Source organism: Arthrobacter sp. SW1, assembly GCF_001766675.1.
Taxonomy (GTDB): domain Bacteria; phylum Actinomycetota; class Actinomycetes; order Actinomycetales; family Micrococcaceae; genus Arthrobacter.
Genome location: NZ_MJLT01000001.1, coordinates 568,233 through 588,309, shown reverse-complemented (window position 1 = coordinate 588,309; position 20,077 = coordinate 568,233). Strand labels below are relative to the sequence as shown.

Annotated in this window: 22 protein-coding genes and 1 tRNA gene; 17 read left to right on the top strand and 6 right to left on the bottom strand. The window is 67.9% G+C overall.

The annotated features are described in order from the left end of the window. The first annotated feature begins 9 nt into the window (after positions 1–9). The 6 genes from BIU82_RS02780 to BIU82_RS02755 all read left to right on the top strand — a co-directional run bounded on the left by BIU82_RS02780 (position 10) and on the right by BIU82_RS02755 (position 3,050). The gene (locus tag BIU82_RS02780) at positions 10–933 is read left to right on the top strand and encodes a hypothetical protein (protein WP_253182650.1); all 924 of its coding nucleotides are present in this window, start codon (positions 10–12) and stop codon (positions 931–933) included. A 90-nt stretch (positions 934–1,023) separates the two neighbouring features. Continuing rightward, positions 1,024–1,096, top strand: a tRNA-Ala gene (locus tag BIU82_RS02775). Between the two features lie 93 nt (positions 1,097–1,189). Next, on the top strand, positions 1,190–1,669 hold the full coding sequence (locus BIU82_RS02770) for a universal stress protein (RefSeq protein ID WP_070347893.1): 480 nt from the start codon (positions 1,190–1,192) through the stop codon (positions 1,667–1,669). After that, positions 1,666–2,112: a CrcB family protein gene (locus tag BIU82_RS02765; protein ID WP_070347892.1), complete on the top strand. Its 447-nt coding sequence runs from the start codon at positions 1,666–1,668 to the stop codon at positions 2,110–2,112. Before BIU82_RS02770 ends, BIU82_RS02765 begins: the two co-directional genes overlap by 4 nt. Then, on the top strand, positions 2,109–2,477 hold the full coding sequence (crcB, locus tag BIU82_RS02760) for a fluoride efflux transporter CrcB (RefSeq protein WP_070347891.1): 369 nt from the start codon (positions 2,109–2,111) through the stop codon (positions 2,475–2,477). Before BIU82_RS02765 ends, crcB begins: the two co-directional genes overlap by 4 nt. 45 nt (positions 2,478–2,522) lie before the next feature. Further along, a complete protein-coding gene (locus BIU82_RS02755) occupies positions 2,523–3,050 on the top strand; it encodes a ferritin (protein ID WP_070347890.1) in 528 nt (175 codons plus the stop codon). A 21-nt stretch (positions 3,051–3,071) separates the two neighbouring features. On the opposite strand, the gene zapE is transcribed toward BIU82_RS02755, so the two are convergent. From zapE to BIU82_RS02735, 4 genes are read right to left on the bottom strand one after another with little or no spacing between them, the layout of a single operon-like run. After that, entirely contained in the window at positions 3,072–4,262 is a 1,191-nt protein-coding gene (zapE, locus tag BIU82_RS02750) for a cell division protein ZapE (protein WP_070347889.1), read from the bottom strand. Then, positions 4,259–5,254 carry a magnesium/cobalt transporter CorA gene (gene corA / locus BIU82_RS02745; RefSeq protein WP_070347888.1) on the bottom strand — a complete coding sequence of 332 codons (996 nt, stop codon included), beginning with the start codon at positions 5,252–5,254 and terminating at the stop codon, positions 4,259–4,261. The genes zapE and corA overlap by 4 nt, the downstream gene beginning before the upstream one ends. Before the next feature lie 16 nt (positions 5,255–5,270). Further along, the gene (locus BIU82_RS02740; RefSeq protein ID WP_070347887.1) at positions 5,271–5,696 is read right to left on the bottom strand and encodes a DUF1761 domain-containing protein; all 426 of its coding nucleotides are present in this window, start codon (positions 5,694–5,696) and stop codon (positions 5,271–5,273) included. A 10-nt stretch (positions 5,697–5,706) separates the two neighbouring features. Beyond that, positions 5,707–6,231, bottom strand: a complete 525-nt coding sequence (locus BIU82_RS02735) for an Lrp/AsnC family transcriptional regulator (RefSeq protein ID WP_070347886.1) — start codon at positions 6,229–6,231, stop codon at positions 5,707–5,709. Positions 6,232–6,404: 173 nt separating this feature from the next. Between BIU82_RS02735 and BIU82_RS02730 the strand changes: the two genes are divergently transcribed. Beyond that, on the top strand, positions 6,405–7,640 hold the full coding sequence (locus tag BIU82_RS02730; RefSeq protein WP_070348010.1) for an MFS transporter: 1,236 nt from the start codon (positions 6,405–6,407) through the stop codon (positions 7,638–7,640). Between the two features lie 170 nt (positions 7,641–7,810). Continuing rightward, complete coding sequence (locus tag BIU82_RS02725; RefSeq protein ID WP_070347885.1) at positions 7,811–8,485, top strand: ArsR family transcriptional regulator; 675 nt, start codon at positions 7,811–7,813, stop codon at positions 8,483–8,485. A 246-nt stretch (positions 8,486–8,731) separates the two neighbouring features. On the opposite strand, the gene BIU82_RS02715 is transcribed toward BIU82_RS02725, so the two are convergent. Beyond that, positions 8,732–9,235 (bottom strand): Lrp/AsnC family transcriptional regulator, encoded by a 504-nt coding sequence (locus BIU82_RS02715; protein ID WP_070347883.1) that lies wholly within the window; start codon positions 9,233–9,235, stop codon positions 8,732–8,734. 147 nt (positions 9,236–9,382) lie between these two features. On the opposite strand from BIU82_RS02715, the gene BIU82_RS02710 reads away from it, so the two are divergent. Continuing rightward, positions 9,383–10,546, top strand: coding sequence for a PLP-dependent aspartate aminotransferase family protein (locus BIU82_RS02710; RefSeq protein ID WP_216098984.1), 1,164 nt, complete (start codon positions 9,383–9,385; stop codon positions 10,544–10,546). A 39-nt stretch (positions 10,547–10,585) separates the two neighbouring features. Beyond that, positions 10,586–11,500 (top strand): BadF/BadG/BcrA/BcrD ATPase family protein, encoded by a 915-nt coding sequence (locus tag BIU82_RS02705; protein ID WP_070347882.1) that lies wholly within the window; start codon positions 10,586–10,588, stop codon positions 11,498–11,500. Positions 11,501–11,570: 70 nt separating this feature from the next. On the opposite strand, the gene BIU82_RS02700 is transcribed toward BIU82_RS02705, so the two are convergent. After that, positions 11,571–12,602 (bottom strand): pirin family protein, encoded by a 1,032-nt coding sequence (locus tag BIU82_RS02700; RefSeq protein ID WP_070347881.1) that lies wholly within the window; start codon positions 12,600–12,602, stop codon positions 11,571–11,573. 50 nt (positions 12,603–12,652) lie between these two features. On the opposite strand from BIU82_RS02700, the gene BIU82_RS02695 reads away from it, so the two are divergent. From BIU82_RS02695 to BIU82_RS02665, 7 genes are all read left to right on the top strand, one after another. Next, positions 12,653–14,446, top strand: coding sequence for a beta-galactosidase family protein (locus BIU82_RS02695; protein ID WP_070347880.1), 1,794 nt, complete (start codon positions 12,653–12,655; stop codon positions 14,444–14,446). A gap of 21 nt (positions 14,447–14,467) precedes the next feature. Beyond that, positions 14,468–14,920 (top strand): NUDIX hydrolase, encoded by a 453-nt coding sequence (locus tag BIU82_RS02690; RefSeq protein ID WP_070347879.1) that lies wholly within the window; start codon positions 14,468–14,470, stop codon positions 14,918–14,920. Between the two features lie 343 nt (positions 14,921–15,263). Further along, positions 15,264–16,403 carry a ribosome small subunit-dependent GTPase A gene (rsgA, locus tag BIU82_RS02685; protein WP_253182649.1) on the top strand — a complete coding sequence of 380 codons (1,140 nt, stop codon included), beginning with the start codon at positions 15,264–15,266 and terminating at the stop codon, positions 16,401–16,403. A gap of 123 nt (positions 16,404–16,526) precedes the next feature. Beyond that, positions 16,527–17,612 carry an ATP-binding cassette domain-containing protein gene (locus tag BIU82_RS02680; protein ID WP_070347877.1) on the top strand — a complete coding sequence of 362 codons (1,086 nt, stop codon included), beginning with the start codon at positions 16,527–16,529 and terminating at the stop codon, positions 17,610–17,612. After that, the gene (locus BIU82_RS02675) at positions 17,612–18,313 is read left to right on the top strand and encodes an ABC transporter permease subunit (RefSeq protein WP_070347876.1); all 702 of its coding nucleotides are present in this window, start codon (positions 17,612–17,614) and stop codon (positions 18,311–18,313) included. Before BIU82_RS02680 ends, BIU82_RS02675 begins: the two co-directional genes overlap by 1 nt. Further along, positions 18,313–19,056 carry an ABC transporter permease gene (locus BIU82_RS02670; RefSeq protein WP_070347875.1) on the top strand — a complete coding sequence of 248 codons (744 nt, stop codon included), beginning with the start codon at positions 18,313–18,315 and terminating at the stop codon, positions 19,054–19,056. The genes BIU82_RS02675 and BIU82_RS02670 overlap by 1 nt, the downstream gene beginning before the upstream one ends. Then, positions 19,053–20,021 (top strand): ABC transporter substrate-binding protein, encoded by a 969-nt coding sequence (locus BIU82_RS02665; protein WP_070347874.1) that lies wholly within the window; start codon positions 19,053–19,055, stop codon positions 20,019–20,021. Before BIU82_RS02670 ends, BIU82_RS02665 begins: the two co-directional genes overlap by 4 nt. Positions 20,022–20,077 lie beyond the last annotated feature (56 nt).

Genomic DNA, 20,077 nt, shown 5'->3' with positions numbered 1-20,077 from the left:
GTTTTGAGTGTGGACTTCCCCCTCAGCAGCTCAGTGATCCTGGTTGTCACTGTCGCGCTGTGGATTGTCTGGGTTGCTCCATACGTACTGCGGAACCGACGGCGGCAACTTGTTCCCGCTGCGGGGGTTCCGATGGACGACGAGGCCACTGCGGAGCCCCGGCTTTACGCCGTGACGGCTGCCGCTGCGGTCCAGCAGGAGAAAGCGATGGAGACGATGCAGAGCACCGCACCCGCACAGGGCACCGGAACCGGCGCGGCCGGCCACCGGGACGCTGCCGTACGGGAACCGGCGTTCAAGCTCAGATACGGCCGCTGCGCCCTGGCCCTGGCCGGGCTGGTCCTCCTGCTGACCGCCGTCGTGACCGGTGCCCTGCGCCTGTTCTCGCTGGTGCCTTCCTGGATTCCGGTGTTTTCCTTGTTCGGTGCCGCCGGTGCTGTCCTGGTGCTGCGCCGCCTCGCCGTGCGTGACCGCCGCGCCAGGATGGAGGCAGCTTTCCGTTCCGCCATGGCACCTGCCCGGCCTGAGCCCGCGGCGACCGCTCCGGCGGAGCCACGCGCCACTGCGGTGTTCGACGCCGAAGACCACGGCCGTGAGGCGCCCCGCCTTACCGCCGTCGAACTCCGGGAAGCCGCCTTGAAGGTGGCCGAAGCCGCCGGCGACACCGCTGCCCCCGGGCGCGGCGGCAGCTGGCAGCCGGTGGAGGTCCCCAAGCCCGTGTACGTGGAAGCCGCCAAGGCAAGCCGCCCCGCGCCTGAGCCCTTGGATCTCCCCGCAGAACCGAAGCCCGTCGGCAAGCCGATCCTGAAGAACGCCGGCGCCGCTCCTGCGCTGCCGGCGGCACAGACGCCGTTCGGCCGCGCCCAGGCCGGCGCCGTCAAGCACAATGCGCTGGGCAACCTCGACGACGTCCTGCAGCGCCGGCGTGCCTGAAATGTCCCTACGCTGCGGTTTGGCAAAAGCGCCGGATAGTTTGTAGCGTAGGATGCACTGGCGCGGGCCGGGGAACCGGACCGCCAACCAGGGGCTATAGCTCAGTTGGTAGAGCGCTTCGTTCGCATCGAAGAGGTCAGGAGTTCGAATCTCCTTAGCTCCACGGATGAAGCTCCCCACGTCGCAGCAACGCGGCGCGGGGAGCTTTTTTCTTTAAGATCGTCGTAACCGCAAAATACCGATCCGGGAGGGCAGCATGACCGAAGCACTGCCTGCACCCGGCCCCGTCCTCGCCGGCGTCGTTCCCGGGCAGCCAGCCGCAATCATCCGGCACGCAGCGGAGCTTGCCCGGGGCAGCGGCTCGCGCTTGCTCCTGGCTTACGTAGACCCCAGCCTGGAAGACGCACGCCGGCCCATCGATCCGGATGGCGTGGACGATGCCGCGGCGGGCCTGGCCGACGGCTTCCGGGACCGGATTGCCGCGCGGCTGCAAGGCACCGGCGTCGAGTGGTCTTTCACCGTCCTGGCCGGCGATCCCGTCCACGAGCTGCTCCGCTATGCCCAGGACGCCGGCGCCTCCGTGATAGTCGTGGGCAGCAGGGAACACGGCCTTGGCCGGTATCTCGAAAACCTTGCCGGCGGTTCGCTGGGGGAGCGGCTCGCACGTCATGGAGGGCCGCCGGTGATCATCGTCCCTGGCGGCAAAACGGGCCCGACGGCGGACCCAAGCACATGAGCCGTCCGCTGCACCTGTACCCGCAATACCTTGCGCTTGTGGCCGCGGGCGGCGTGTTCGGCACCTTGGCGCGTTACGGGCTTGGCCTTGTTCTTCCCGCTCCGGGGCACTGGCCGCTCCCGACCTTGTTGGTGAACCTTTCGGGTGCCTTCGCGCTCGGCTGGCTCCTGGAGGGCCTCGCCAGGAGGGGGCCCGACGCCGGACGCCGCCGCCTGCTCCGGCTCACCGCCGGGACGGGCTTCCTCGGCGCCTTCACCACGTACAGCACCTTCAGCCTGGAGGCTGTCCAACTGTTCGACGCCGGCCGCCAGGCTGACGGCTTCGGTTACCTTGCGGCGTCGCTCCTCGGTGGCACCGTGGCAACGTTCCTCGGGATCCTGGCGGCCGGCCGCCGGACGGAGCGCGCCCCGCAAGCTGCGGACACCAAGGACGGTGCCCGGTGACTGTATTCCTGATGGCCCTCGCAGGAGGAGCAGGGGCCGCGGCACGGTTCCTGGTGGACGGCCTGGTCCGGACCCGCTTCCGCACGGCCCTGCCTTGGGGAACCATCCTCATCAACGTCTCGGGTTCCCTGTTGCTTGGCCTGCTGGCCGGCCTGGTGCTCCGGAACCATGCCGCGCCGCAGCTTCAACTCGTTCTGGGCACAGGCTTCCTGGGCGGCTACACCACCTTCAGCACGGCCAGCGTGGAGACGGCCCGCCTGCTGCAGTCCGGGCGGGCCGGGCTTGCCTTGTTCAATGCCCTCGGCACCATGGTGGCAGGCGCGGCGGCTGCGGCGGCGGGACTGGCGCTGGCAGGACTGGCCTGACACGGCCCTAGTGGGGCGGTGCGGCTGCGGGCTAGGATCGGTCCCATGGCCAAGACATTCCATGAGCTCCTGTCCGAACAGATCGGCAACGAATTTGCCGCGTCCCAGCAGTACATCGCCGTGGCGGTCTATTTTGACGGCGAAGACTTGCCGCAGCTTGCGGCGCATTTCTACCGGCAATCGCTGGAGGAACGGAACCACGCCATGATGATGGTCCAGTACATGCTGGACCGGGACCTCCCGGTGTCCATTCCCGGCATCCCGGAAGTCCGCAACGACTTCAAGGACGTCCGCGAGCCCATCGCCCTGGCCCTTGCCCAGGAGAAGCAGGTCACGGAAAACATCGAGGCACTTTTCCGCGCTGCCCGGGAACAGGGCGATGCCCTCGGTGAACAGTTCATGCTGTGGTTCCTGAAGGAACAGGTGGAGGAAGTCGCCTCCATGACCACGCTGTTGAACATCGCCGAGCGCGCGGACAATCTCTTCGACATCGAAAACTACGTGGCCCGCGAACAACTGGGCGACGGCGGCCACGACGCCAGCGCTCCGCCTACTGCCGGAGGGGCAATCTAGCCGGACCGTACCGAAAGCAGCTCAGGAGCCGCGGGTTTCTTCGGAACCCGCGGTTCCGCCGTCGTCGGGGTTTCCGGTTCCGCCATCCACCCGGCCCAGCAGTGACAAACGGCTGGCGATCCTCGCCATGTCCACCGGCAGGGTGTTCCGCCCGGACGAAGCGGCCGCGTCCCAATCCAGCGGACCGCGGCCAATCAGGAACAGCGTCACGTCCTCGTCGTACAGGACATCCACCGCGTTGCTGAAGCGCTGCCACGCCGCGGCGGACACCGCCGGGGATTCGCGCGAAGGATCGGGGACGCCGTCCACCACCCACACCGGGTACTCGGCCGCCAGCAGCAGGTAGTCCGCCGTCGACATCAAGCCGCCGCACAGTTCCGCGAAGTCCGCCCACAACACATCCCCGGCGGCCTTGACGCGCAGCGGCTGCGTGGTGGGCTTCAGGGTGCGCTGCTCCGAAGGTGGCGGCGGGAACAGCCCGAAGGCGCCAAGCTGGCGCGGCGTTCCGGGGATGATCACGCGGCCGCGGCGGAAACCTTCCTTGGGAGCCGCCCCCGCGTCCTGGCCTGCGGGATGGCGCCGGAAATCGGTGCTTCCATTGATCTCCACGATGTCCATCATCTCCTTGATGACCTCGATGGTCGGGATGAAATGCTCGTGCCAGAGCGGGTTCGGCAGGAGCTGGTCCGGCGGGTAGTTCGAGGTGACGACCAAGGGAAGCCGGCGCTCGGCGGCGCTTCGGAGCAGGCGTGCGATGAACATGCCGTCGCCGACGTCGTGCACATGGAATTCGTCGAAGCACAGCACGTCGATGTCCGACAGCAAGGAGTCGACGGCCCGCTGGATGGCGGTGCCGTCCGCGCCGGGAGCCGACGCCGCGGCCAGGTGCACTCCGCTGTGCAGGCCGCGGAAGAAGTCATGGAAATGCACGCGCCGCTTGCGGCCGGGGATCTGCCGGTAGAAGCTGTCCATCACCCAGCTTTTGCCGCGGCCCACCGGGCCGTGCAGGTACACGCTGCGGGGCGGCTTCCGGCGCAGGAATCGGGCGGGAAAACGGCGGGAGGCCGCCTCTCCGGAGCGCCCGACGGCGGCGCCCAGTTCGCTGAGCCGGCGTGCCGCTGCTGCCTGGCTGGCTTCGAGGGTGAAGCCCGCGGAGGCGGCGTCGGCTTCGATCCCCGCCAGCAGCACGGCCTGGGGGGAGGCCGAGTTCACAGCCAGCCTTTGCGCTTGAAGATGGCGTACATCAGGAACGCCGAGCCGATCATCATCAGGATGGCCATCGGGTAACCCAACGGCCAGTGCAGTTCCGGCATGAAGTCGAAGTTCATCCCGTACACGCCGGCAACGAAGGACGGTGCGAACAGGATGGCGGCCCAGGAGGAAATCTTCTTCACCTGCTCGTTCTGCGCCGCGCTGGCCTCGTTCTGCCGGTTGGTGGTGAGGGTGCCGTCAAGCGTGAGGGCGTTCTGGAGCAGTTCCCGGAAGCCCTGCACCTTGGAGATGAGGTGCTCCACGTGGTCCTCGACGTCGCGCAGGTTGCGTTGGAGTTCGATGTCCACGCCGTACTTGGCGAAACCGCCGCGCAGCAGCGAAATCATGTCCGGCAGGGGATTGATGGCCCGCTGGAACTGGATGACTTCGCGGGCGAGTTCGTAGATCCTGCGGGAGACGGTGGTGTCGCCGCCGAAAAGCTGGTCTTCGATTTCGTCGATGTCGTTCTCGAGCCCGGCCACCACGGGTGCGTAGTCGTCCACCACCTGGTCCAGCAGCGCGTAGAGTACGGCCTCCGGGCCGCAGGCCATGAGCGCCGGCTGGCTCTCGAGCCGGCGCCGCACCTGTGCCACCCCGGCGGTCTCGGCCTGGCGGATGGTGACCACGAAGTTCTTGCCCGTGAACACATGCAGCTCGCCGAACTCGACGGTTTCGCTCTCGTCCAGGTAGCGCGCGGGGCGGAGCACCGTGAACAAGGTGTCGTCGTAGCGTTCCAGCTTGGGGCGCTGGTGGGCCTGGATGGCATCCTCCACGGCCAGTTGGTGCAGGTTGAACTCATCGGCCACCGCCGCCATTTCACCTTCAGAGGGACGGTAGAGCCCGATCCACGCCATGCCCCCGTGTTCGGAGAGCATCTCGAAGGACTGTTCCAGGTTGGGTGGTGTGGCAGTGCGGACGCCGTCCACATAGATGGCGTTGTCGATGATGGTCATGGGCGTTCCTTCCGCCCTAGGGGAGGGCTCCAATGATGAGTCCGGCAACCGTCAAGGCAAGGATGTCATGGCCCGAATCAATCAGCGTGACCGCCGTGGCCCTTCCCGCGAAACCATTGTGGATCACGTGTCCGCCGGCCCGGAAAACCAGCCCCGCGACGAAGCCGAACAGGCCCGCCTCCAGCGGAGTGTCCAGTTCCAGTGCCCCCGCCACCATGGCCAGCAGGACGCTGCTTGCCGCCGCGGCCACCATCATCGGCACCCAGATCGCAGCACCGCCGTCGAGCGCTTTCAGCTCCTTTTCCGTCCGGGCGATCGCGGCCATCCACCGCTGGCCGAAGACCGCCGGCATGTACCAGACGAAGCCGATCACCATGCTTGAAACAAACGCCAGGAGCACGGCGAGCCAGTTGATGTGCAGGATCTGTGACAGCCATTCCATGGGCGGCATCCTAGTCGGCGTGGCTGGCAGCCGCCCGGGAACGGGGCTTTGCCTGCGCGGTGGCCGGGGCGCCGGCAAGCCGCTCGATCAGGGGCGCGCTGCGGTAGGCGAGGTGGGTGTGCAGGGCCAGGACGGTCTCGCTGCGGATCACACCTTTGACCTTCAGGATGGCCCGCAACGCGGATTGCAGGCTGTGCGTGTCGGTGGCCACCACGCGGCAGAGGAGGTCGCCGCGGCCGGAGATTTCGTGCACCTCCAGGATCTGCGGGATCAGGCGCAAGGCGCCCACCACTCCGTCCAGTTCCCGGTGGCTCACCTCAAGCGTGACGAAGCCGACGACGTCGTACCCCAGCTTTTCGAGGTCCACCTCGCGGCCGCCGTCGTTCAGTACGCCCGAGCGCAGCAGGCGGCGCAGCCGGCTTTGGGCGGTGTTGCGGGCGATGCCGAGGGCATCGCTGAGTTCGCCGATCTGGATCCGGGGATCGCGGAGCAGTTCGAGCAGGATCTTGAGGTCGGTGGGGTCCAGATTGTTCAAATCATCACTCCGGCGCAGCGTGGTGGAGAACTATTGAGTATTTTGCTCAATTGTCTCACTGAAAGCTGAGTCGTATCGCAGGAATGCTGCATTCTGTTGCCATCCACATCCGGACGGTGGCGGGCGCGCCCACAAGGCAGCCGTCGCGCGTCCGCCAAGGCAAAGGCACCACCATGACTGTGTTCAGTGAACTCCGCATGCGCCCGGCCACCGCTGTCCGGCGCGGCTGGAACGCCTCCACCACCACGCGCCTGGTGCTGGCCGGCGTCGTGATGTTCATCCTGCTGCTCGGTGCGAACCTGGCCACGCCGCTGTATCCCTTGCTGCAGGCGCAACTTGGCCTCGGCTCGCTCGGCGTCACGATAGCGTTCGCCAGCTACGTGCTTGCCCTCGTTGCGGTGCTGATGCTGGCGGGGCACTGGTCGGACCATATCGGGCGCCGGGCTGCCTTGGTCCTCGCCGTGGTGCTGGGGATTGCCGGCAGCTTGGTCTTCGCCGGCGCCGGGAGCCTGTGGATGCTCTGCGCCGGCCGCGCACTGCAAGGCATCGCCGTCGGCCTTGCCACGGGTGCCAGTTCCGCGGCGCTGCGCGAGCTGCTGCCTTCGCGCCCCGAGTGGGCCTCCCGCTTTACGCTTCTGGCGTCGTCCGGCGGTGTGGCCGCAGGTCCGTTCATCGGCGGGCTGCTCTCCCTGCTTCCCGGTCCTGCCACCACGCCTTTCCTGGTCCATTGCGTGCTGCTGCTCCTGCTGCTCGTGCCGCTTTGGCTGCTTGATGCCCGGCCGGCCATCCGGCCCGCAGCCGGTCCGCGTCCGTACTCCGTGCTCGCTCCGCGCCGGCCCTCGGTGGCACAGGAGGCGAAGGGGGCCTTTGCCCTGGCGGCGTCGGTGGGCTTCCTCAGCTTCGCCGTCTTCGGTTTCTGCCTTTCCCTGGGCCCGGGCTATTTTTCGGCCCTGGTGGGTACGGAATCGCGGCCCGTCATGGGCCTGATTGCCGGCCTGACGCTGGGCGCTTCCGCGCTGAGTCAGCTGTTTCCGCTGCGCGGGCGGTTCCTCCTGCCCGCCGGACTGTCAGTGCTCGGTGTCTCTGTGATCCTGATGGCAGCGGCCGCCGCGTGGCACAGCCCGGTGCTGCTGCTCCTGGCCAGCGTGGCCGCCGGCGTCGGGCAGGGGAGTGCGTTCCGCCTGGTGTTCAACGAGCTTGCAACGAAGGCTGAACCGGCCCGGCACGCCCAGGTCATCAGCACGGTGTACGTCATCACCTACCTCGGCAGTGCCGTGCCTGTAATCGGCCTTGGCCTGGCTTCCTCGGCGCTTGGACTGGAAACGGCGGTCACGGGCTTCGCCGTGATCTGCGGGACGGCCGCCTTGGTTCTTGCCCTGCTGTCGCTGCGGAGTGTCAGGCGGGCTTAGGTGGCTGCGCCTGATCCGCGCGTGCGCAGAGAAACCCGGTGTCGCTGCGCCCCCGTGACTGCCGCGCGACGATAAGGGCGAAGGCTGCGCCCGTACGTGTCGCAACAATGCAAAGAATTATTTGCAAAGAAACCATTGCAAAGATTTCTTTGCAATCTTATTCTTGAGCCATGGTCACAGTCCGTGAGCCGGATTTTCCGCTCCGCAAAGTCGATACGGCGTCGCTTAAGGCGCTGGCGCACCCCTTGCGCGTCCAGATCCTCGAGATGCTTTCCCGCTACGGCGCCCAGACGGCGTGCGGGCTCGCGGACCTGCTGGGTGAGTCCAGCGGCGCTACCAGCTACCATCTGCGGCAGCTGGCCAAGTTCGATTTCGTCCGGGAAGTGGAAGGCAAAGGGACAGCCCGGGAGCGCTGGTGGGAACGTCCGCCGGGTGCCATCCAGATCACGTCACCCGAACTGGCCACATCGCCCGCCACGCAGGAGGCGTCCCGCCTGGTCAGCAGGGAGTTTGAACGCAACAGGCAAACCGTGCTCGCCGATTTCATGGAGCACGGCGTCGACGTCCTGGACGCCGACTGGCTGCAGGTGGCTACGGTCAGCACCATCAACGCCAGGATGTCGGCGGATCAGTTGGCCCGCTACGCCCACGCCATGGAGGCGCTGGGCCACAAGCTGTTGGAGGAAATCCGCAGCGAACCGGAGGAGGACGGAGCCCGTCCGGTCCAGATCCACTTCAACGCGTTCCCGATTCTCGGGGTCCCGGCCTCGGCCGGCGAAGCCAGGAAGCCCTCAGGCAACGCGAAAAGCACCCAACCACAAAGCAGTGAAGGGAAGAAGCCGTGAGTTCAGTCGCAGCCCCGTGCGGTATGTACCGCAGGCCGTCCATCATCGAGTCGGCCGCGGCCGGTCTTGGAACCAGGCTCGTATCCTGGTCGGAAAAGCGCCGCTTCATTCCGGCGGACAGTGTGTTGCTGCGGAACGCGGCGCTCGCACGGCGGGAACATCTCGGTGACCGGCGGGCAGATGCCGTCAGCGCCGCACACTCGGGCCTCGAGCCGCGGGCATAGTTCTTCGGGGCGCGGGCCGACGTCAGGCAGGCAGCGGCCCGTGGTTGCCCTGGATGTGCTCGAAGACGAGAGTTGTCTCGGTGTGGCCCACGACGGGGTCCGTGGCGAGGTTGTCCAACACCCAGTCGCGCAGCTCGTCGGTGTTCGCGACGGCGATGTGCAGCAGGTAGTCCACCGAACCGGAGGTGTGGAACGTTGAAATGACCGCGGGCAGGGCCGGCACCCGCGACGTGAAGCGGTCGATCTGGTCGCGGTCGTGGGCGCGCAGCCGGACGGCGATGAGAGCCTGCACCGAGCGGCCGATGGCGGGCAGGCTCAGCACCGCCTCGAAGCCTTCAATGATGCCGCGTTCGGACAAAGCCCGGGTGCGCATCAGGGCCGTGGACGGGGCAATGCCCACCATTTCCGCCAGCTGTTTGTTGGAGATGCGTGCATCCTCCACCAAGGCGGCCAGGATCCGTTCATCGATGGCATCCAGCGGCTCGCCGGTGCCGATGGGCCGAACATTCTTCGGGGCTGTACTCACGGATCCTCCTGGAGATGCAATGAGTTCATCATAATCGGCAGATTTCAATCAATCCATTCATTGACTCTGTGAACTTCCGAATTATTGCCAGATACTGGCGCCGTTCATTATCGAATAGTTCAACGGCGAATAATTCAAGGGAGCACCGTGACCACCATCGACACCCTCGCAGTCCACGCCGGCCGTGCCGGCCTCACCGAGCAGGGGCTGCATTCGGTACCGATCGACCTCTCCACCACCGCACCGCTTCCTTCGGTGCACGACGGCGGACTGGCCTATGAGCAAATGGCCGGCGGGGGCGTGCCCCGGGAGGGAGACAGCACCGTCTACCAGCGGCTGTGGAACCCGACGGTGGCCCGGTTCGAAGAAGGCGTGGCCGCGCTTGAGTCCGCCCCGCAGGCTGTCGCCTTCGCTACCGGCATGGCGGCACTCAGTGCCGTCTTGCTGGCGGCGGCAAGTGAGGGAAAACGGCACGTCGTCGCCGTCCGTCCGCTGTACGGCGGCACCGACCACGTCCTGGCCAGCGGGCTCCTCGGAACCGAAACCACCTTCGCCCGGCCTGAAGAAGTGCACGGGGCCATCCGCCCGGACACTGCGCTGGTGGTGGTTGAAACTCCGGCGAACCCCAGCCTTGAACTCGTCGACCTGAAACGACTCACCGCCGACGCCGGGGACATCCCGGTCCTGGTGGACAACACCTTCGCCACCCCCGTCCTCCAGCAACCGCTCAAGCACGGCGCCGCGATGGTCTTGCACAGCGCCACGAAGTTCCTGGGCGGCCACGGCGACGCCATGGGTGGCGTGGTCGCCACCGGTCCGGAGTGGGCGGCGCGCCTGCGCCGGGTGCGTGCCGTGACGGGAGGCATCCTCACTCCGTGGCCTGCCTACCTGCTGCACCGCGGCCTGGCCACCTTGCCCGTGCGTGTCCGCGCCCAGCAGGACCACGCCCACAAGGTGGCCTCCGCGCTCGCCGGCCACGAGCTGGTCAGCGAGGTCTACTACCCGGGCCTGCCCGAATGCGATCCGCACGGACTGGTGGGGACGCAAATGTCCGGCCCGGGTTCACTTCTTGCCTTCGACGTCTCCTCGGCCGAACACGCCGAGCGGATCCCCGGTGCCGTCAGGCTCATGACCCACGCCGTTTCGCTGGGCGGGATCGACACCCTCATCCAGCATCCCGCCGGCCTGACCCACCGCCCCGTGGCTCCTGAGGCCAAGCCGCACGCGCGGATGCTGCGCCTGTCCATCGGGCTCGAAGATCCGGCTGACCTCATCGCGGACCTCCTTCAGGCCATCGAATCCACGCGCTGACGATACCGAGGCCCGAAGCGGCGGGGATACGCTGTTCCCGTGGAAAAACCTGAGAACCCCGTGGTTGCCGGAACCGTTATCGGCCTGGATATCGGAGGTACCAAGACCCGCGGCGTGCGCTTCGAAGACGGCGTTGCCGTGCTCGATGAAACCGCCGGGAGCGCGAACGTCCAGAACGTCAGCCGCGACGCCGCGGCGGCCAACCTCGCCGAACTGTTCGGCAAGATCGGCGGCGGGAACGTGGCCCGTGTCCTGGCCGGCGCCGGCGGCATCGACACCGACGACGACGCCCGGGCGCTCGCAACCCTGATTGAACCGCATGTGCCCGGGGCCGAGGTTTCCGTGGTGCACGATTCCCGACTGCTGCTCGCCGCCGGCCGCACGGACACGGGCGTCGCGGTCATCGCCGGTACCGGCTCCGCCGCCTGGGGAAAGAATGCCGCGGGGGAGGAGGCGCGCGCGGGCGGCTGGGGCTACCTGCTCGGCGACGAGGGCAGCGGCTACTGGCTCGGCCGCGAGGCGGTCCGCCACAGCCTCCGCCGCATGAACAAGGGGCTGGAACCGGACGCGCTGACCGTAGCGTTGCTGGACTCCTGCGGGCTTGACGACCCCAACAAACTCATCGCCCACTTCCATTCGGACGACACCGACCGCCGCTACTGGGCCCAACAGGCCGCCGCCGTCGTGCAGACCGCGGACGCCGGGCTGGATGCCAGCCGCCAACTCCTCGAGCAGGCCGGCCGCGACCTCGCCGAACTCGCCGCCCAGGCCGTGCGCCAGCTCGGACTCGACGGTCCCGTGATCCTCGGCGGCGGGCTGGGCATGAACGTGGAGGGCCTCCAGTCGGCCTTCCGGGCCGGACTCGCGGCGCACGGCATCACTGATGTACGGGTCCTCGACCAGGACCCGGTGTTCGGGGTGCCGCGGATCCTCGCCGAGGCCGGCTGCGACTAAGGACAGACGTACGACGGCGGCCGCTTCCCTTAAGGGAGCAGCCGCCGTCGGGCGTTAATCCGGGAGACCGCTACTCGGGCGAGCCGCCGCGCGTCCGGGGCTTGAGGCGGACCCCGGGGAGCGGAGGCGCCGGGATGCGCCCGGCCTCCGCGCCGGCGTCGGGCCCGTGGCCGTCCACCAGGCCGAAGCGGGCAGTGCGCGTTTCGGCGTCGGCCAAGGCCGCCTGCGCTTCCCAGTCCTCGCGGGCTTCGACGATTTCCTCGTGCGTGCGGCCCACGAAGTTCCACCACATGAGGATGTCCTCTTCGAAGGGCTCGCCACCGAGCACCATGAAACGGGTGTCCGGAGCGGCGGTGACCGTCAGCGCGTCCCGGCCGGACCCCAGGTAGGCGAGCGGCCCGGCGTCCACGGCTTGTCCGTCGATGGTGAGGGAGCCGTCGAGCACCAGGATGGCGTGTTCGAAGGAGGGATCCAAGGGGAATCCGATCTCTCCGGTGGCGGTGATTTCGGCGCCGACAATCGGGCTGAACATCGTGGCGGGGGAGCGCTGGCCCGAGAATTCGCCGACCAGCACCCGGGCCGTGTACCCGTCCCCGTGAGCGAGCGGCAGGTCCACCACCTGCTCGAACGACGGCGCACGGTGCCGTTCGGCATCGGGCAGCGCCACCCAGAGCTGCAGGCCGCGGGACAGCGGAATTTCCACCTCGCCGCCGGCGGACGGCTGCGGCAGGACCGCGAACTCGGAATGCGAAATGCCGCGGCCCGCCGTCATGATGTTCAGCTGGCCAGGGCGGACAACGACGTCACTGCCCACGCTGTCGCGGTGCCGGACTTCGCCTTCCAGCGGCCAGGTGACGGTCTGCAGCCCGGTGTGGGGATGCGGCAGCACGCTCATGGCCACCCGGTCCGGACCGAAGCTGTCCAGGAAGCACCAAGCGCCGACGGTCGGCAGGCCGCGCTGGGGCAGGGTGCGGAAAACATTCATGGCGCGGACCCCGCCCAGCGGTACTTCGCGCGCGGGCCACAACTGGACGCACGGTCCCTGGCCGGGGTGCCCGGCGGGGCACAGTTCTTGGGCCGGGGCCGTTTCCAAGTTGGTCACGAGACAACTCCATGTGCTGATTTGTGAGGAAATGTACTATTCTGTTTTTCGTGAACAACGCCGTTTTGAGCTACCGCGACGCCGTCCTTTACCGCTCGGGGGAACGCTATCGCATCCTCGCCGGAGCCATCCACTACTTCCGGGTGCACCCGGACCACTGGCAGGACAGGCTGCGCCGGCTCAAGGCCATGGGCGCCAACACGGTGGATACCTATGTGGCGTGGAACTTCCACCAGCCCCGCCGTGCCGAGGCCCCGGATTTCAGCGGCTGGCGGGACCTGGGCCGCTTCATCGACCTCGCCGCCGAAGAAGGGCTGGACGTCATCGTCCGCCCCGGCCCCTACATCTGCGCCGAATGGGACAACGGCGGCTTCCCGGCCTGGCTCACCGGCACGCCAGGCATCGGCCTGCGCTGCCTTGACCCGGTCTTCACCGCCGCCATCGAAGAATGGTTCGACCACCTCATGCCCATCATCGCCGCACGGCAGGCCTGCAAGGGAGGTCCCGTGGTGGCCGTGCAGATCGAAAACGAATACGGCAGCTACGGCGACGACCACGACTACATCCGCTGGAACCGCCGGGCCTTGGAAGAGCGCGGGATCAGCGAGCTGCTGTTCACGGCCGACGGCGGCACGGACTACTTCCTCGACGGCGGCGCCATCGAGGGGACGTGGGCGACGGCCACCCTCGGCAGCCGCGGCGACGAAGCCGTGGCCACATGGCAGCGCCGCCGGCCCGGCGAACCCTTCTTCAACGTCGAGTTCTGGGGCGGCTGGTTCGACCACTGGGGCGAAGAACACCACGTGCGCAGCGCCGCCGAGGCCGCCGCCGAAGTCCGCAAGATCCTGGACCTGGACGGTTCCGTCTGCATCTACATGGCCCACGGCGGCAGCAACTTCGGCCTGGGTTCCGGCGCCAACCATGACGGCACCCGCATCCAGCCGACCGTCACCAGCTATGACTCGGACGCGCCGATCGCCGAAAACGGTGCGCTGACGGAGAAGTTCCATGCCCTGCGCGCGGAGTTCTTCCGGGCCCAAGGGATCGCCGCACCGCCCCTGGATCCGGAACTGCTGGCCGAATCGCCCGTGCTCCCTGCAGCCACGCTGCCCTTGGGCCCCGCACCGGAGATCCGGGCCCTCCTTCGCGACGCCGGAACTCCCGTACGCAGCGTCAAACCCCTGTCCTTCGAAGAACTCGGCCTGGACTCCGGGCTGGTGCTGTACTCCGCCGAGGCGGTCCTCCCAGGCCGCAGCGACGCGCCGTCCGAAGCGAAGCTCAGGATCACCGGCCTGCATGACCGTGCCCACGTCTGGGTGGACGGGGCCTTCGTGGGAATCCTCGACGACGCCACCGGTGCCGAAGGACTGACCGTCACCGGAACCGGAGAGGCCGTGCGCCTTGAGATCCTCGTGGAGAACCTGGGCCGCATCAACTACGGCCCCCTCATCGGACAGGGAAAGGGCATCCTGGACGGCGTCCTGGTCAACCAGCGCTACACCTTCCACTGGACCCAGACCCCGGTGTCGCCCGCCGAGTGGGGAGAGACGGAACTGGAGAAGCTCCCGGGCGCGGAGTTCGACGTCGCAGAGCCGGCCGACAGCTACCTGGCGCTCCCGGACTCCGGCAAGGGCTTCGTGTGGATCAACGGCTTCCTGCTGGGCCGGTACTGGGAAGCCGGGCCGCAGCGCACGCTCTACGTTCCCGCCCCGCTGCTCCGGCCCGGCCGCAACACCGTCAAGGTGCTCGAACTCGACAAGCCCGGCACCGCCGTCGAACTCCGCGAACGCGCCGGTCTCGGCGTCCCGGACACCTCGGTGATCGAGGCCGCCGTCCTGCCGTAGGGCTGGCCTAGGCTGTCCTTCATGAGCATGCGTTTCGACACCCGCCCTGCCGCCTACGGAGTCATCGTCCGGGACGGCGCCATCCTCCTGGCCTACTGGAAGGAAAACGGGAAGGAAGGCTGGACGCTGCCCGGCGGCGGCCTCGACCTCGGAGAGCATCCGGTGGACGGTTGCCGCCGCGAAATCATGGAGGAAACGGGCTACGAAGCCGAGATCGGCGCCATGCTAGGAACGGACGTTGGCTACTGGCCCGGTGAAGCCCGGCTGGACGGCGAAGACCGGCCCTTCCAGGCACTGCGGATGGTCTTCGAAGCCAGCATCACCGGCGGCGAACTGACCCACGAAGTGGACGGCAGCACCACCCACGCGGCGTGGGTACCGTTGGAGGACGTTCCGGGCCTGGTCCGCGTGTCCCTGGTGGACGTTGCCCTGCGCCTCTACCGCGAACGGCCGCTCAACGGCCGGCTCGGCTGAAAAATCCGGACGGTGAATATCCGGACGGTTGAAATTTCCGTCCGGATGTACTGGCCAAGCAACCCCGCTGTGGCTACGCTGAAGGAGTTGCCGGCTCCCTGGGACTCCACAGGAGATCTGCCGGCCCAATGCCGAGGAGGTGGAACCATGATTGCCGAATTCCCGCGCGCCCTTGCCGTCGTCGCAACGCCGCGCACGCAGCACATCATCCTTCCTGCCCCGGCTTCCGCCACGCGCTGACCCGTTTTCACAACGCAGTTCCATTCCACACCGCAGCGGCGGCCGGGCCTCACCAAGAGGCAAGACATTGACAACTTCTTATGGCTCCGCACAGGCGCCTGTATTGAAAGACACCATCTTTGACGGGCCGTCCGATTATGGATTCACGGCCCGCATCGCGGAATACTTCCGCGCCCATCCACCCACTGCCCACGACGAAGTCCGCGGAGACGAGCAGGCTGGCCGGGTGGTGCGGCTCGACCGCAACCGCGTCCTGGTCGCCGGTCGTGACGGGCTGAGCCACCTGCCGTATCCCAGCCACGGCCAGCCTCCGGTCACCGGGGACTGGGTCTGGCTCGGCCACAACCGCGCCGGGGAACCCGCCGTCGTCGAGGTCCTGCCGCGGCGCACCTCCCTGGGGCGCAAGCGGGCTCTGGAATCGTCCATCGAGGAACAGATCCTCGGTGCCAACATCGACGTCGTGGGCGTGGTGGTTCCCATCGACCGTCCGCTCACAGCCAACCGCCTCGAACGCACGCTCGTTGCGGCCTGGGATTCCGGCGCCACCCCGCTGGTGATCATCACCAAAGCGGACCTCGCGAACATCGCGGACGACGTCGTCGGGCAGGTCATGCTGCACGCTGCGGGCGTGGAGGTGGTCACCACGTCCGCCGAACACGGCGACGGGCTCGATGAACTCATGCGGCACCTGCCGCCGGGCGGCACCGTGGTGCTGCTCGGCCCGTCGGGGGCCGGGAAGTCGAGCCTGATCAACGCATTGGTGGGCCGCGAGGCCCAGGAAACCGGGGCCGTGCGTGCCGTGGACGGCAAGGGCAGGCACACCACCACCTCCCGCGAACTTGTGCCCTTGCCGGGCGGTGCGGTGCTCATGGACACGCCGGGGGTCCGCGGATTCGGGCTCTTCGACGCGGACAACGGTTTGCAGGATATGTTCGCCGACCTGGAGGAACTCTTCGGCCAATGCCGCTTCGCGGACTGCGCGCATGACCGCGAACCCGGCTGTGCCGTGCAGGCCGCGCTCGCGGACGGCAGCGTGGAGCTGCGGCACTGGGAGAGCTACCGCAAGCTGCAGAACGAGCTGGCGGCGCTTGCCCGGAAACAGGACGCCGCAGCCCGCCGTGCCTACCAGCGCGAATGGCACCAGAACATCGTGCGCGCCGGGCTGAGCCAGCGCGCCGCGGAACGGTACCGCCACGAAGGAGGTGAGCTGCGCGGCAGGGGCCGGAACCGGAAGAACGGCTGAATCTTGCCGATCCCTTACGGCCGCCGTGCCGCGGCTGACTTTGTCAGAGGGGGTGGCTAGGCTGAGGGAACATCGTCCTGAACGCCGCTCCACCGATCCGCCGACAGCGAGGTTAGCCCGGAAATGGCCGAAGCCATGATTGAGTTCCAGAGCGTCACCAAGCGGTATCAGGGCGGCCAGCCTGCCGTGGACAACTTGAGCATGTCCATCGACAAAGGCGCCATCACGGTCTTCGTGGGGCCGTCAGGCTGTGGCAAGACCACCTCGCTGCGCATGATCAACCGCATGGTGGAGCCCACGTCCGGAACCATCACGGTGGCGGGCAAGGATGTTTCCACGGAACCGGCGGCCCGGCTGCGCCGGTCCATGGGCTACGTCATGCAATCGGCCGGGCTCCTGCCGCACCGCACCGTACTGGACAACATCGCTACCGTGCCGCGACTGAACGGCGTTCCCAAGGCAGCCGCCCGCCGGCGCGCGGAGGAACTGCTCGACGTCGTCGGGCTGGCCTCCGCGCTCGGCCGGCGGTACCCGTCCCAGTTGTCCGGAGGGCAGCAGCAGCGCGTTGGGGTGGCCCGGGCGCTCGCCGCCGATCCCCCCGTGCTGCTCATGGACGAACCGTTCAGCGCCGTCGATCCCGTGGTCCGCGGCGAACTGCAACAGGAACTCCTGCGGCTGCAGCGGGAGCTGGCCAAGACCATCGTCTTCGTCACCCATGACATCGACGAAGCAACGGTGCTGGGGGACAAGGTGGCGGTGTTCGCGGTGGGCGGGAAGCTGGCCCAGTACGCCGCACCCGAGGACATCCTGCGTGCGCCGGCCAACGATTTCGTGGCGTCTTTCGTCGGCCGGGACCGCGGCTTCCGCCGGCTTTCCTTCAGCCCCGCCGAATCCGTCCGCCTGCACCCGGTCAAGACCGTCACCGCGGTGGAGGCCGCCGCGGGCAGCAGCGAATGGTCCCTCCTGCTCGACGACGCCTCCCGCCCCGAGGGCTGGATCCCGCCGCGGGATGGAGGCACCCCGGTTCCCGGCGGCTCGCTGTTCCGCCCCGGAGAGAGCCTCCGGCGCGCCCTCGATGCCGCCCTGTCCTCGCCGTCGGGGCTCGGCGTGGCAGTGGACGACGACGGCCGGTTCGCCGGCGTTGTCAAGGCGACCGAGGTCCTGGAGCTGATCGAGGAGAACCGGCGCCTGCGCGAGGAGCCGGCCTGATGGAATGGTTCCTCGCCAACAGCGGAATGGTGTTCGGCCTGGCCGGGCAGCATTTCGTCCTGGCCGTGGTGCCAATGGTCCTTGGCCTGTTGATCTCGGTGCCCCTGGCGCAGCTCGCCCGGGGGAACCGCGGCCTGAGGACCGTCGTGGCCACGGGTAGCTCGCTCCTCTACACCATCCCGTCCCTTGCGCTGTTCATCATCCTGCCGCCCGTTCTGGGCACCAGGATCCTGGACCCGCTGAACGTGGTAGTGGCTTTGACCATCTATGCCGTGGCCCTCCTGGTCCGCGCCGCCATGGATGCCTTCGATTCCGTGGACGAGGACATGCGCCTCGCGGCCACGGCAATGGGCTTCACTCCGGCCGCGCGCTTCCTCCGGATCGACATTCCGCTGTCATTGCCGGTGCTGTTCGCCGGCCTGCGCGTGGTCTCCGTCAGCAACATCTCCCTGGTCAGCGTTGCGGCGCTGCTGGGCGTCGGCAACCTCGGCCTCCTCTTCACCGACGGGCTGCAGCGGACGTTCATCACCGAGGTGGTGGTGGGCATCATCGGAATCCTGGTGCTGGCGCTCCTCATGGACGGTGTTCTCGTCCTGTTGGAGCGGCTCCTGACGCCGTGGACCCGTGCGGCCGCCAAACCCACCGCGGGACTGTCCGCTGCCGCGATGGCGGAGACCAAAGTCCATGAGGGGGCGGGCTGATGAACGTCTTCGCCGACACCTTCGCCTGGCTTGCCGCCCCGGCCAATTGGAGCGGCAGCGGGGGCATACCCACGCGGCTGCTCGAGCATCTGCAGTACTCGGCGCTCGTGCTCCTCATCGCGGCAGCCATTGCCGTGCCCGTGGGGTTCTTCATCGGCCACACCGGCCGTGGCCGGGTGGTTGCGGTGGCCGTCGCCGGCGCCCTGCGGGCCCTGCCCACGCTGGGCCTGCTGGTCCTCTTCGCGCTCCTGGCCGGCAGCGGGCTCATGCCGCCCGTATGGGCCCTGGTGATCCTGACCGTTCCGCCGCTGCTGGCCGGCAGTTATGCGGGCATTTCCAGTGTGGACCGTACTGTGGTGGATGGCGCCCGCGCCATGGGAATGACAGAACTGCAGATTCTGTTCCGCGTGGAGCTGCCCAACGGCCTGCCGGTCCTCGCCGGCGGAGTCCGGACCGCGGTGCTGCAGGTCATCGCCACGGTGTCGGTGGTCGCCTACCTTCCCCTCGGCGGGCTGGGGCGCTACCTTTTTGATGGCCTGGTCCTCCAGGACTTCCCGCGGATGCTTGGCGGGTCACTGCTCATCGCGGCGCTGGCTATCGCCGTCGATCTTGTCCTGGCCGCCGTGCAGAGAATGATCCTCTCGCCGGGGCTGTCCACCGATTCCCGCGGCGGCCGCAGGTCCGCCGACGATCTCGCGGAGCCGGCACCGGCCGGAACCGCCCTTCAAGGAGGAACCCCATGAAGAACAGCACCGACTCACAGGGCCGGGCACTCAGCCGCCGCGGACTCGCGGGCCTGGCCGCCGGCGTCGGGCTTGCCCTCGCGCTGAGCGCCTGCGGCGGAAGCCCGCTGTCCAGCCCGAGCTCCAGCGCGCCCACCGGCGGTGGTGGTGGCGGGGCGCCGCTGGTGGTCGGCTCGGCGGACTTCCCGGAAAGCCAGGTCATCGCCGAAATCTACGCCGGCGCGCTCAATGCCGCCGGCGTCACGGCCAGCACCAAACTGAACATCGGTTCCCGCGAGATCTATTTCAAGGCCGTACAGGACGGCTCGATCGACATCGCCCCGGACTATTCCGGCAACCTGCTCTCGCACGTGGACGCGAACGCGCCTGAGGTCTCCGCGGATGACGTCTACAAGGCGCTCCCGGGCAAGCTGCCCGAAGGCCTGGGTGTCCTGGAGGCAGCCAAGGCCGAGAACAAGGACGCCATGGTGGTCACGAAGGCCACTGCCGAGAAGTACCAGCTGAAGTCGATCGCGGACCTCGCCAAGGTCTGCAAGGACCTCACCATGGGCGCCCCGGCCACCTTCGAAACCCGTGCCTACGGCTTCCCGGGCCTGAAGGCCAACTACGGCTGCGAGCTCAAGGGCCTGAAGCCGTTCAGCGACGGCGGCGGCAACCTGACGCTCCAGGCCCTCCTTTCCGACGAGGTCCAGGTAGCGGATATCTACACCACCACGCCGTCCATCGAGGACAACGACCTGGTAGTGCTGGAGGACCCGAAGAACAACTTCAAGGCCCAGCAGGTGCTGCCGCTCTACAACGAGGCCAAGATGACGGACAAGGCCCGCGATGCCCTCAACGCCGTGTCCAAGGTGCTCACCACCGAGGACCTCATCAAGCTGAACCGTGCGGTCAGCGGCGAGCAGAAGCAGAACCCGAAGGACGCCGCTGCGGACTGGCTGAAGGAAAAGGGCCTCGCCAAGTAGCCCGCGCCGCCGCGCTTCCCGTGTGATGGACGTCGCACGGGAAGCGCATGGCCCGT